11 protein-coding genes and 1 other annotated feature are annotated in these 12,710 nt (G+C 56.2%); of the genes, 7 read left to right on the forward strand and 4 right to left on the reverse strand.

Annotation, left to right across the window (positions count from 1 at the left end):
- Window positions 1–3: 3 nt before the first annotated feature.
- From ACMYSN_RS03825 to rnm, 3 genes are all read right to left on the reverse strand, one after another.
- Window positions 4–1,365, reverse strand: coding sequence for a GGDEF domain-containing protein (locus ACMYSN_RS03825; RefSeq protein ID WP_462497073.1), 1,362 nt, complete (start codon window positions 1,363–1,365; stop codon window positions 4–6).
- A 214-nt stretch (window positions 1,366–1,579) separates the two neighbouring features.
- Window positions 1,580–2,200 (reverse strand): L-threonylcarbamoyladenylate synthase, encoded by a 621-nt coding sequence (locus ACMYSN_RS03830; RefSeq protein WP_123754031.1) that lies wholly within the window; start codon window positions 2,198–2,200, stop codon window positions 1,580–1,582.
- Window positions 2,201–2,215: 15 nt separating this feature from the next.
- Window positions 2,216–3,079 (reverse strand): RNase RNM, encoded by an 864-nt coding sequence (rnm, locus tag ACMYSN_RS03835; protein ID WP_462497074.1) that lies wholly within the window; start codon window positions 3,077–3,079, stop codon window positions 2,216–2,218.
- A gap of 159 nt (window positions 3,080–3,238) precedes the next feature.
- Window positions 3,239–3,334 (forward strand) — a sequence feature (Trp leader region).
- A gap of 34 nt (window positions 3,335–3,368) precedes the next feature.
- On the opposite strand from rnm, the gene ACMYSN_RS03840 reads away from it, so the two are divergent.
- From ACMYSN_RS03840 to trpA, 5 genes are read left to right on the forward strand one after another with little or no spacing between them, the layout of a single operon-like run.
- Window positions 3,369–4,931, forward strand: coding sequence for an anthranilate synthase component I (locus ACMYSN_RS03840; protein ID WP_462497075.1), 1,563 nt, complete (start codon window positions 3,369–3,371; stop codon window positions 4,929–4,931).
- On the forward strand, window positions 4,931–6,526 hold the full coding sequence (trpD, locus tag ACMYSN_RS03845; RefSeq protein ID WP_123754028.1) for a bifunctional anthranilate synthase glutamate amidotransferase component TrpG/anthranilate phosphoribosyltransferase TrpD: 1,596 nt from the start codon (window positions 4,931–4,933) through the stop codon (window positions 6,524–6,526). The genes ACMYSN_RS03840 and trpD overlap by 1 nt, the downstream gene beginning before the upstream one ends.
- A gap of 3 nt (window positions 6,527–6,529) precedes the next feature.
- Entirely contained in the window at window positions 6,530–7,888 is a 1,359-nt protein-coding gene (gene trpCF / locus ACMYSN_RS03850; RefSeq protein WP_462497076.1) for a bifunctional indole-3-glycerol phosphate synthase/phosphoribosylanthranilate isomerase, read from the forward strand.
- A gap of 14 nt (window positions 7,889–7,902) precedes the next feature.
- A complete protein-coding gene (gene trpB / locus ACMYSN_RS03855) occupies window positions 7,903–9,096 on the forward strand; it encodes a tryptophan synthase subunit beta (protein WP_462497077.1) in 1,194 nt (397 codons plus the stop codon).
- Window positions 9,096–9,905 carry a tryptophan synthase subunit alpha gene (gene trpA, locus ACMYSN_RS03860; RefSeq protein ID WP_462497078.1) on the forward strand — a complete coding sequence of 270 codons (810 nt, stop codon included), beginning with the start codon at window positions 9,096–9,098 and terminating at the stop codon, window positions 9,903–9,905. The genes trpB and trpA overlap by 1 nt, the downstream gene beginning before the upstream one ends.
- Window positions 9,906–10,330: 425 nt before the next feature.
- Here trpA and ompW read toward each other — a convergent pair whose 3' ends face one another.
- Complete coding sequence (gene ompW / locus ACMYSN_RS03865) at window positions 10,331–10,966, reverse strand: outer membrane protein OmpW (protein ID WP_462497079.1); 636 nt, start codon at window positions 10,964–10,966, stop codon at window positions 10,331–10,333.
- A 351-nt stretch (window positions 10,967–11,317) separates the two neighbouring features.
- Between ompW and ACMYSN_RS03870 the strand changes: the two genes are divergently transcribed.
- Together ACMYSN_RS03870 and ACMYSN_RS03875 are read left to right on the forward strand one after the other, a co-directional pair.
- The gene (locus tag ACMYSN_RS03870) at window positions 11,318–12,061 is read left to right on the forward strand and encodes a YciC family protein (RefSeq protein WP_123754021.1); all 744 of its coding nucleotides are present in this window, start codon (window positions 11,318–11,320) and stop codon (window positions 12,059–12,061) included.
- A gap of 54 nt (window positions 12,062–12,115) precedes the next feature.
- Window positions 12,116–12,655 carry an inner membrane-spanning protein YciB gene (locus ACMYSN_RS03875; protein ID WP_462497080.1) on the forward strand — a complete coding sequence of 180 codons (540 nt, stop codon included), beginning with the start codon at window positions 12,116–12,118 and terminating at the stop codon, window positions 12,653–12,655.
- Window positions 12,656–12,710 lie beyond the last annotated feature (55 nt).

A 12,710-nucleotide genomic window follows, 5' to 3' on the forward strand; every position in this document is an offset into this window, starting at 1 on the left:
CGGCTAGCGAATTGCCAATACGGACGGTGCGCTGGTACGATTGCGCCCCGTTTTTTTCGATTGGTATAAATAGCCATCTGCTTCTGATAGCAGCTTGTCAAAGATATCGACAATATTCTGCCGCATCGCTGTTCCGTAGCTCAGTCCAATACTGACAGTCAGTGACAGCTTTTTACTGCCCCATTCGACTTCCATCTCCTCAACGGCCTGACGGATCTCTTCCGCCAGTTGTAAACCCGCGTCACCGGGCTTGCCGGCCATAATGACCGCAAACTCTTCGCCCCCCAGACGGGCGACGATACCGAGCTTACCGACGACGCTCTTCACCCGGCCCGCAAAGGCGGTAAGCACGCGATCGCCGCAGTCATGTCCCCAGGTATCGTTAATATTCTTGAAATGGTCGATATCAAGAATCAACACGTTAAGCGGGGTGGCATTGCCGGTATCATCCAACTCTTTTAGCCGTTCATAGAGACCAAAACGCGAATAGACCCGAGTCAAATAGTCATACCTGACCTGATGTGAGAGCTGCGTAACGAGGGTATTAACCGCCTCAACGCTGACCGCCACAATCAGCGGGCTGAGCGCAACGGCTGCGATACCTAATCGCGCCGAAATGATCGGCGGGATCGGCCCCATCAGATGAATTCCGGAGACTTTTTGGTCCACCATCAGCACTTCAACAACGCCGGCCAGCAAGGTCAGTAAGCAGGTGGTCGGCAACGAGTAGACAATTGCACACCAGATTAACGCAGGCAGGATCATCGACAGCGTCCCCATACTTTCCAGGGTACCGGTGGTGATGGAAACCGTCAGCGACAGCACCAGCAGGACCAACGGTAATGGTCGACTCAGCGTTATGCGTCGCGGCGTGCGATCTGCTCTGCGAATTAAGATGACCGGTAATACCAGCACGCTGGTGGTAAACTCTTCACTCAGCCAGGCCGGGTAGATTTGCCAGAAGTCGTTCTGATGCATCTGCGCATAAAAATAACTGCCAGGAATAGCGCACAGTAACCCGGTAAACAAACAGTAGCTGTACAGTCGAAATATGGTTATTTTTAAATGAGGTTCGGCGGGCTGGCGTTCTCTTAATATCAACCCGCTTAATATTGCCACGAAAGCAATATCAGACATGTTCATCAGTATGCCGGTCAGGTCGTAGTTATCGAGCACCAAGCCGGAAAACAAAACCGCCAGGATAAAAATCACAAAATAGTAAGGCTGGCGCAGAGACTGGTGACGAATAAATAATCCTGCCACTACTGCATTCATTGGCCAGAATAGCGCCGTACCGTGATGGCCAATAAATTGCCCAACGGCATACAGCGCCACCGTCAGACTAAAAAGAACAACGGTGTTCAACAGGGGTTTATCCTTCTTAAAACCAGCAGAAGGATAAATTGTCAGCTTATGCATAATATTCAGATTCTATTAAAACGCTGTCTTCAGCAGACATCGTAAGCGCAATAATAGTAGCGAGGTTAAAAAACAGCCGCAACGCGAATGTTATCTTAAAATAAACTATGGCAGGAACAGCATACCGGGCGGTCAGCAATATACCGCCCGGTGTGGATATTTACTGGAACGGTTTTACATCGCCAACGCCTTCACGCAGCACCACCGGTGAATCTTCGGTCAGATCGATTACGGTTGTCGGCTGTTGCCCCAGATAACCCCCGTGAATAATCAAATCCACCAGCTTCTCCAGCCGGTCTTTGATCTCTTCCGGATCGGACTCGGTGAATTCGCTGCCGGGGAGCATCAGCGAGGTCGACAGCATCGGCTCACCCAGCGTCTCCAGCAGCATCTGGGCTATCGGGTTTGACGGGACACGCATCCCGATGGTCTTACGTTTTTCCTGCAACAGACGGCGCGGCACCTCTTTGGTCCCTTTGAGGATAAACGTGTAGTTGCCCGGCGTGTTGTTTTTAATCAGTCGGAAGGCCACGTTATCGACAAACGCGTAAGTCGACAGCTCAGACAGATCGCGACACATTAGGGTGAAGTTGTGACCATCTGGTAGCTGACGAATGCGGCAAATACGCTCCATGGCGCCTTTATCTTCGATCTTACACCCCAGCGCGTAACCGGAATCTGTGGGATAGACAATCACCCCACCCTTACGCACAATTTCCACCGCCTGGTTAATCAACCGAGCCTGCGGGTTGTCCGGATGAATATAAAAAAACTGGCTCATATTTCCCTCTCAATTTTATTCTGCGGCCGTTTCCCAGCTGTGCCAGATCCCTTCTACGCCTGCGGGTAGCCAGAGCTTGCGGCCCAGCTCAATCCACGGGCAAGGCTGATGAAAATCAGAACCTTGCGAGCCGAGCAGGCCAAATTGTGCAGCGTACGCGGCAAGCTGCGTACGTTCGTGGGGTGCCTGCTGACATTGCGCCAGCTCCATCGCATCGCCACCCTGCTCACTGAAGTGGGCCAACAGCCGTTTCAGCCACTTGGCGGAGAGGTCGTAACGCCCGGGATGGGCGATAACCGCTTTGCCGCCAGAATGATGAATGACATCAATCGCTTGTTTTATTGTACACCACTGCGGGGGAACGTAACCGGTTTTCCCACGTGCGAGATATTTTTTGAAAACGTCGGCCATATTGCTGGCGTGACCGGCTTCGACCAGGAAGCGCGCGAAATGACCGCGGGTAACCGCCCCGCCGTCGGCGAGCGCCAGCGCTCCTTCCCAGGCGCCGGGGATCCGCGCTTTGTCCAGCCGTTCAGCAATTAACTGCGCCCGCAGCATACGGCGGGCTTTCTGTTCCTCTAACAGGCTGGTCATTGCCGGATGGGCAATATCAATATTGAGACCCACGATGTGAATTTCATGGTTTTCCCACAGAGTGGAAATCTCAACGCCGGTCACCAGCGTCAGCGGCAGGCCGGAGCGGGTAATTTCGGCCTGGGCCGCGGGGATCGCCGCCACGGTATCATGGTCGGTGATTGCCAGCGTCCCGACCCGCATCTGGTGCGCGCGATGAACCAGTTCTTCTGGAGTCAACCGCCCGTCAGAGGCGGTGGTATGGCTGTGCAGATCGTAAATGACTGCGTATTGACTGTCGCTCAAAGAGACTCCTGCTGGACATAGACTTAAATTAGCGCATTATCATACCGACTCGCGGAGAAAATCTGCAAACAAGGGTTGACTTTATTCCTCTGGACTAGTTAACTAGTACGCAAGTTCACATGAAGGGGTATCACGATGAAAACGCAATCTATCACTCTGCACGGCTGGTGGCGCACCTCCTGATATCGGGCGGCGTAATCGCGTTTTGCACTCAGCATACAGATACCCGGCCCGCCAATGAGCGGGCTTTTTATTGGACAAAATATTATACCGAAAGGCGAGAATAATAATGCAAACAACAAAACCGGCACTCGAGCTTCTCACCAGCGACGCCATCTACCGCGAAAACCCGACGGCGTTGTTCCACCAGCTGTGCGGCGCGCGTCCCGCCACGCTGCTGCTGGAATCTGCAGACATTGACAGTAAAGATGATTTAAAGAGCCTGCTGCTGGTTGATAGCGCGTTGCGTATTACCGCATTAAGTGACACCGTCACTATCCAGGCACTCTCCGCCAACGGCGCGGCCCTGCTGGAGCTACTGGATAACGTGCTGCCGGCGGGCATCGACAATCAGCGCCAGCCAAACATCAGAACCCTGACGTTTCCACCGATCAGCGCCCTGCTGGATGAAGACGCTCGCCTGTGCTCTTTATCGGTCTTCGATGCCTTCCGCCTGCTGCAGGAACTGGTAACCGTTCCGCAAGATGAGCGTGAAGCGATGTTCTTCGGTGGCCTCTTTGCCTATGACCTGGTAGCCGGATTTGAAAACCTGCCGCCGCTGGAGAGCGATACCGCCTGCCCGGATTACTGCTTCTACCTGGCGGAAACCCTGCTGGTTATCGATCACCAGACCAAAAACACCCGCATTCAGTCCAGCCTGTTCACCCCGCTGGAGAGCGAAAAACAGCGCCTGACGCAGCGCATCGCCCAACTGCGCCAGCAGCTTAACGAACCGCCGGCGCCGCTGCCGGTCACTAAAGTCGAAGCGATGACCTGCGACTGCGATCAGACCGACGAAGAGTACGGCGCCGTAGTGCGCAAAATGCAGCGCGCCATCCGGGCCGGTGAGATTTTCCAGGTGGTGCCATCGCGCCGCTTCTCGCTGCCCTGCCCATCGGCACTGGCGGCCTACGATGTGCTGAAGAAGAGCAACCCTAGCCCGTACATGTTCTTTATGCAGGATAACGATTTCTCGCTGTTCGGCGCCTCGCCGGAAAGCTCGCTGAAGTATGACGCGCTGAGCCGCCAGATCGAGATCTACCCGATTGCCGGTACCCGTCCTCGCGGCCGCCGTGCCGACGGGTCGCTGGACCGCGATCTCGACAGCCGTATCGAACTGGAAATGCGTACCGACCATAAAGAGATGTCCGAGCACCTGATGCTGGTCGACCTGGCGCGTAACGATCTGGCACGCATTTGTACGCCAGGCAGTCGCTACGTCGCCGATCTCACCAAAGTTGACCGCTACTCTTTCGTCATGCACCTGGTTTCCCGCGTGGTCGGTGAACTACGCAGCGACCTTGACGTCCTGCACGCCTACCGCGCCTGTATGAATATGGGCACCCTCAGCGGAGCGCCAAAAGTGCGCGCCATGCAGCTCATCGCCGCTGCCGAAGGTAAGCGTCGCGGCAGCTACGGCGGTGCCGTCGGCTACTTTACCGCCCACGGCGACCTCGATACCTGCATCGTCATTCGTTCTGCCTATGTCCAGGATGGCATTGCCACTGTTCAGGCCGGTGCCGGTATCGTTCTGGATTCCGTGCCTCAGTCCGAAGCGGATGAAACCCGCAATAAAGCTCGCGCGGTGCTGCGCGCAATCGCCCAGGCCCACCACGCTAAGGAGACTTTCTGATGGCCGACATTCTGCTGCTCGATAATATCGATTCTTTTACCTATAACCTGGCAGACCAGCTGCGCGCTAACGGCCATAACGTGGTGATTTACCGTAACTCCGTCCCGGCACAGACCTTGATTGAGCGTATCGGCACCATGGACAACCCGGTACTGATGCTCTCCCCAGGCCCTGGCACCCCCAGCGAAGCGGGCTGCATGCCTGAGTTGCTGACCCGGATGCGCGGCAAGCTGCCGATCATCGGCATCTGCCTCGGTCACCAGGCGATTGTCGAAGCCTACGGCGGCTATGTCGGCCAGGCTGGTGAGATCCTGCACGGTAAAGCCTCCAGCATTGAACATGACGGCCAGGCGATGTTTGCCGGACTGACTAATCCGCTGCCGGTTGCCCGCTACCACTCACTGGTCGGCAGCAATATTCCCGCCGGGCTGACTATCAACGCCAACTTTAACGGCATGGTAATGGCAGTACGTCATGATGCGGATCGCGTTTGCGGCTTCCAGTTCCATCCGGAATCTATTCTCACCACCCAGGGCGCGCGCCTGTTGGAACAAACGCTGGCGTGGGCGCTGCAGAAACTGGAGCAAACCAACACCATCCAGCCGATTCTGGAAAAACTGTATCAGGCCGAAACCCTGAGCCAGCAGGAGAGTCATCAGCTGTTCTCTGCGGTCGTGCGGGGTGAAGTCAAGCCCGAGCAGCTGGCTGCCGCACTGGTCAGCATGAAAGTGCGTGGCGAGCAGCCGCAGGAAATTGCCGGTGCCGCCACCGCGCTGCTGGAAAATGCCGCGCCGTTCCCACGCCCGGATTACCTGTTTGCCGATATCGTTGGCACCGGCGGCGACGGCAGCAACAGCATCAATATTTCCACCGCCAGCGCCTTTGTTGCCGCGGCCTGTGGCCTGAAGGTGGCGAAACACGGTAACCGTAGCGTCTCCAGCAAATCGGGGTCTTCCGACCTGCTGGCCGCCTTCGGTATCAACCTGGACATGAATGCCGATAAATCCCGCGCCGCGCTGGATGAACTGGGGGTGTGCTTCCTGTTCGCACCGAAGTATCACACCGGTTTCCGTCACGCGATGCCGGTCCGTCAGCAGTTGAAAACCCGCACGCTGTTTAACGTGCTCGGGCCGTTGATCAACCCGGCGCATCCGCCGCTGGCGCTGATTGGCGTCTACAGCCCGGAACTGGTGCTGCCGATTGCTGAAACTCTGCGAGTGCTGGGTTATCAACGTGCGGCGGTGGTGCATAGCGGCGGGATGGATGAAGTGTCGCTGCATGCGCCGACGGTGGTTGCCGAGCTGCACAACGGTGAAATCAAAAGCTACCAGCTGACGGCAACGGACTTCGGTCTGACCCCTTACCATCAGGAGCAACTGGCCGGCGGCACGCCGGAAGAAAACCGTGACATTCTTACGCGCTTGCTACAAGGTAAAGGTGAAGCCGCTCATGAAGCCGCTGTCGCCGCTAACGTCGCGATGCTGATGCGTTTACACGGGCATGAAGACCTGAAAGCCAACGCTGAGCAGGTGATCAACGTGCTGCGCAGTGGAGCGGCCTATGACAGAGTGACCGCATTAGCGGCAAGAGGGTAAATAATGCAGACCGTTTTAGCAAAAATCGTTGCCGACAAAGCGATTTGGGTAGAAGCCCGCAAACAACAGCAACCGTTAGCCAGTTTTCTGAATGAGGTCGTCCCGACACAGCGTCATTTTTACGATGCGCTTGCCGGAACCCGCACCGCGTTTATTCTGGAATGCAAAAAAGCGTCTCCGTCGAAAGGACTGATTCGCCAGGATTTTGACCCGGCCGCTATCGCCGGCGTCTATAAAAACTACGCCTCAGCCATCTCCGTACTGTGTGATGAGAAATATTTCCAGGGCAGCTTCGACTTTCTGCCGATCGTCAGCGCCATCGCGCCGCAGCCGATACTGTGCAAGGATTTCACCATCGATCCTTACCAGATATACCTGGCGCGTTATTACCAGGCCGATGCTTGCCTGCTGATGCTGTCGGTGCTGGATGACGAGCAGTATCGTCAGTTGGCCGCCGTCGCCCACAGCCTGAATATGGGCGTGCTGACCGAAGTCAGCAACGAAGAAGAGCTGGAGCGCGCGATTGCGCTGGAAGCCAAAGTGGTCGGGATTAACAACCGCGACCTGCGCGATATGTCGATCGACCTGAACCGCACTCGTCAGCTGGCGCCACGTCTGGGCCATGATGTCACGGTGATCAGCGAATCCGGTATTCATACCTACGCCGAGGTGCGCGAGCTTAGCCATTTTGCCAACGGCTTCCTGATCGGCTCCGCGCTGATGGAACATGCCGACCTCGATGGCGCCGTGAAGCGCGTGCTGCTCGGGGAAAACAAAGTCTGCGGCCTGACCCGTCCACAAGATGCGCAGATTGCCTGCGAATCCGGCGCGATTTATGGCGGTCTGATTTTCGTCCCTACCTCGCCACGCGTGGTGAACGAGACTCAGGCAAAAGAGATTATCCAGGCGGCGCCGCTGCGTTACGTTGGCGTGTTCCGCGATGCACCCGTCGCCGAAGTAGCGGCACGGGCAGAGCATCTGCAGCTGGCGGCCATTCAACTGCATGGCAACGAAGATCAGGCCTACATCGACGCCCTACGCGCGGCGCTGGCGGATAGCGTTGAGATCTGGAAAGCCCTGAGCGTCAGCGATACGCTGCCGCCGCGCGATCTCAACCACGTCGACAAGTATCTTTTCGATAATGGCCAGGGCGGTAGCGGTCAGCGTTTCGACTGGACACTGCTGCAAGGCCAGGACCTGCGTAACGTCATACTGGCGGGTGGACTGGGTGCCGATAACTGTGTAGACGCCGCCAAAAGCGGTTGTGCCGGACTCGATTTTAATTCAGGCGTTGAGTCGCAGCCGGGGATTAAAGATGCCAGCAAGCTGGCCTCGGTTTTCCAGACGCTGCGCGCATATTAAGGAGCAATGCAATAATGAGTACTTTACTGAACCCCTATTTTGGTGAATTCGGCGGTATGTACGTCCCGCAGATCCTGATGCCTGCCCTGCGCCAGCTGGAAGAAGCGTTCGTCAGCGCGCAGAAAGATCCTGCGTTTCAGGCCGAATTTAGCGATCTGCTGAAAAACTACGCTGGTCGCCCGACGGCGCTGACCAAATGCCGTAACCTGACCGAAGGTACCCGCACCACGCTGTACCTCAAGCGTGAAGATCTGCTGCACGGCGGTGCGCACAAAACTAACCAGGTTCTGGGTCAGGCGCTGCTGGCTAAGCGCATGGGCAAAACCGAAATTATCGCTGAAACCGGCGCCGGTCAGCACGGCGTGGCCTCGGCGCTCGCCAGCGCCCTGCTCGGCCTGAAATGCCGCATCTATATGGGAGCAAAAGACGTTGAGCGTCAGTCGCCGAACGTCTTCCGTATGCGTTTAATGGGCGCTGAGGTAATTCCGGTGCACAGCGGTTCCGCCACCCTGAAAGATGCCTGTAACGAAGCGCTGCGCGACTGGTCTGGCAGCTACGAAACCGCGCACTACATGCTCGGCACCGCCGCGGGTCCGCACCCGTTCCCGACCATCGTGCGTGAGTTCCAGCGGATGATTGGCGAAGAGACCAAAGCGCAGATTCTGGACAGAGAAGGACGTCTGCCGGATGCGGTTATCGCCTGCGTCGGCGGTGGTTCCAACGCCATCGGGATGTTTGCTGACTTTATCGACGAAACCAACGTCGGACTGATCGGCGTCGAGCCTGCAGGCCACGGGATTGAAACCGGGGAACACGGCGCGCCGCTGAAACACGGCCGCGTTGGCATCTACTTCGGCATGAAGTCACCGATGATGCAGACCGCAGACGGCCAGATTGAAGAGTCCTACTCCATTTCGGCCGGTCTAGATTTCCCGTCGGTTGGCCCGCAGCACGCCTTCCTCAACAGTACCGGGCGCGCCGATTACGTCTCGATTACCGATAACGAAGCGCTGGACGCCTTTAAAGCCCTCTCCCGTCATGAAGGGATTATTCCGGCCCTCGAGTCCTCCCATGCGCTGGCCCACGCGTTGAAAATGATGCGTGAGAACCCGGAAAAAGAGCAGTTGCTGGTGGTTAACCTGTCCGGTCGCGGCGATAAAGACATCTTCACCGTACACGACATTCTGAAAGCGCGAGGGGAAATCTGATGGAACGTTATGAGACGCTGTTTGCACAACTGAAAAGCCGCCAGGAAGGCGCATTTGTTCCTTTCGTCACCCTCGGCGACCCGACCCCGGAACTGTCGTTAAAAATCATTGATACGCTGATTGAAGCCGGCGCCGATGCGCTGGAGCTGGGGATCCCCTTCTCCGACCCGCTGGCGGACGGCCCGACCATTCAGGGTGCCACCCTGCGCGCCTTTGCCGCCGGTGTTAACCCGGCGCAATGTTTTGAGATGCTGGCGGCGATCCGCCAAAAGCACCCGACGATCCCGATTGGCCTGCTGATGTACGCGAATCTGGTGTTCAGCCCGGGGATCGACGCGTTCTACGCCGAATGCCAGCGCGTGGGTGTCGATTCGGTGTTGGTCGCCGACGTTCCGATTGAAGAGTCCGCGCCGTTCCGTCAGGCCGCGCTGCGCCATAACATCGCGCCGATCTTCATCTGCCCACCGAACGCAGATGACGAACTGCTGCGCCAGATAGCCTCCTGGGGACGCGGCTATACCTACCTGCTGTCGCGCGCCGGGGTAACCGGAGCGGAAAATCGCGCCGCGCTGCCGCTGCACCATCTGGTGGCAAAACTGGCCGAATACAACGCCGCGCCACCGCTGCAGGGCTTTGGTATCTCCGCGCCGGATCAGGTCACTGCCGCGCTTGACGCTGGCGCCGCCGGGGCCATTTCCGGCTCGGCGATCGTCAAAATCATCGAGCGCAATTTGAACGATCCGCAGGCCATGCTGGCCGAGCTGAAAACCTTCGTCCAGAGCCTGAAAGCTGCCACCAAAGCGGCATAACGGCACCCACCGCCTGGCACCATGCCAGGCGGTTATTTTTGCTGAAGGCTATTGGCATATTGCCGCGTCAGACGAAATAACGCCCGCACATCCGCTTCATCCCACCCCGCCAGCGCCTGGCCGCAGGATAACAGTCAGAAACGCACCGTTTTTATGATCGATTAAAAAAATCGCTTCCGCACAAAAGTTGGGGTTGATATATTAGATGAGAACTATTATCTTTCTCATTACCGAATAGTTGAGCAAAACACTCAGGTATTCGGTACGACATTGCTCACATTGCTTCCAGTATTTTTCGCCCGCACTTGTGCGGGCTTTTTTTTGGCCTCATGCCACCTGCTGCCTAAGCCGGGCGTGCCCCGTAGCTCAGGAACAGCAAAGCTGGTCATACTGCAACCAGCTTCACTCAGACAGCGCAGACGCGTTTAGAACCGATAACCCGCAGAGAACATAAACACCCACGGATCCAGGCGGGTACTGACTTTCTGGTCCACGCCGCCGGCTTTGAATTTCACGTCGGTGTCGATATCCATGTACCACACCGACATGTTCAGCAGCCAGTCGCGGTTGATCAGATAGTCCAGCCCCACCTGGCCTGCCGCCCCCCACGAATCCTTCAGGCTTAGATCCGACAGCCCGGCGTCTTTGCCGGTATCGTTAAAATCTTCATTAAAGAAGGTGGTGTAGTTGATACCGGCACCGATATAGGGACGGACTTTGCTCTGCGCGTCGCCGAAGTACCATTGAGCCATTAAGGTTGGCGGGAGCAGGTTTACGGTAGCGATGTTGCCCGTCGGGCCGGTGCCGACTTTATGGCGGAACGGCGTGGCGGCCAGCAGCTCAACGCCAATGTTGTCCGTCGCCATATAGGTGAAGGTTAACCCCAACTGCGTATTATTGTTGACGTTGAACCCGCCCAGACTTCCCAACACGTTATCCGAGCCTTCCGTCGGGCGGACGGTCGCCGTACCTGCACGGATAAAGAACTCCCCGGCTTCATGCGCCCAGACGCCGCCAGAAAGGGTACTTAAAATAATGCCAGCCACTGCTAATTTTTTCATATCCACTTCCTCATTATGGTTATTGCGCGGTGAATATACCCATAATGAGTTATGTTTGATCCAACATAGATCACACTAAGTCATGAGATGTAACATTTATTGATCCAGATTAATTTTCTGTAAATGACTGTAATTGAATCATGGTCGATTACATCAGTTTTACCCCGGATGCGCTAATACTGGCGACTTACTCCCCGAACAGCCGTGAAAAACGGTGTCCGCGAGTGATTGTTGTCTTCATCCGTCTTTACAAAGATATACTTAGCCTGATGTGAGCAGAGCGTGCTACGCCGAAGGGATTTGCGGTACAATCGCCGGCTAGCTAACACCAGCAATACTCAAGGAGAGTGCATGTCTATCACGGCGAAGTCCGTCTACCGTGACACGGGAAATTTCTTTCGTAATCAGTTCGTCACCATTTTGCTGATTGCGTTGTTGTGCGCATTAATTACGGTAGTCCTTGGCCATGCTTTTTCACCCAGTGAAGAGCAGCTCTCAATACTTAGCGAAGGCGACAATCTGGCGGGTAGCGCCGGGCTGTTTGAACTGGTACAGAACATGACCCCTGAGCAACAGCAGATCCTGCTGCGTGCCTCGGCGGCCTCAACTTTTTCCGGTCTGGTCGGGAATGCGATTCTCGCCGGCGGCATGCTGCTGTTGATTCAGCTGGTTTCCGCAGGTCAGCGGGTCAGCGCCCTGCGCGCGATTGGTGCTTCTGCGCCGGTCATGCCAAAGCTGCTGTTGCTGATCCTGTTCACCACTTTTGTGGTGCAGATGGGAATGATGCTGGTTCTGGTGCCGGGCGTACTGCTGGCGATCGTGCTGTCCTTTGCCCCTATCATGCTGGTGCAGGATAAGCTGGGGATCTTCAACGCCATGCGTAGCAGTATCCGTCTGGCGTGGGCCAATTTACGTCTGGTGGCACCGGTGATCCTCGGCTGGCTGCTTGCGAAAACCCTGCTGCTGCTGTTTGCATCGAGCTTCGCGGTACTGACGCCAAACGTCGGCGCAGTGGTCATCAATACGATCAGCAACCTGATTTCCGCCCTGCTGCTGATCTATCTGTTCCGCTTGTATATGCTTATTCGCCACTAAATTTAACCCTGGCCGGTAATCATTCCGGCCATATCTGAACAACGGATCCAATGTATGAAGCAGTTTCTGGATTTTTTACCGCTGGTAGTCTTCTTCGCATTCTACAAGCTCTATGATATCTACGCCGCGACCACCGCGCTGATTGTCGCTACCGCAATCGTGTTGATCTACACCTGGGTACGCTATCGCAAAGTTGAAAAAATGGCGCTGATCACCTTTGTGCTGGTGGCCGTCTTTGGTGGTCTGACGATTTTCTTCCATAACGATGAGTTTATTAAATGGAAGGTCACGGTCATCTATGTGCTGTTCGCCGGTGCGCTGCTGTTCAGCCAGTGGGTGATGAAAAAGCCGCTGATCCAGCGCATGCTGGGTAAAGAGCTGACCCTGCCGCAACAGGTCTGGTCGCGCCTGAACCTTGCCTGGGCGCTGTTCTTTATTCTTTGCGGGCTGGCCAATATCTACATCGCGTTCTGGTTACCGCAGAATATCTGGGTCAACTTCAAGGTCTTCGGCCTGACGGCGCTGACGCTGGTCTTCACCCTGCTGAGCGGCGTGTATATCTACCGCCACATGCCGCAGGACGATAACCACTAATCCCTGCTCTGGCGACACGCACCGCTTTCTGCGTGTCGCTTTTCTCCCCGCCATT

The organism is Klebsiella sp. R445 (assembly GCF_051131755.1).
In the GTDB taxonomy this organism is placed as follows: Bacteria; Pseudomonadota; Gammaproteobacteria; order Enterobacterales; family Enterobacteriaceae; genus Klebsiella; species Klebsiella lignicola.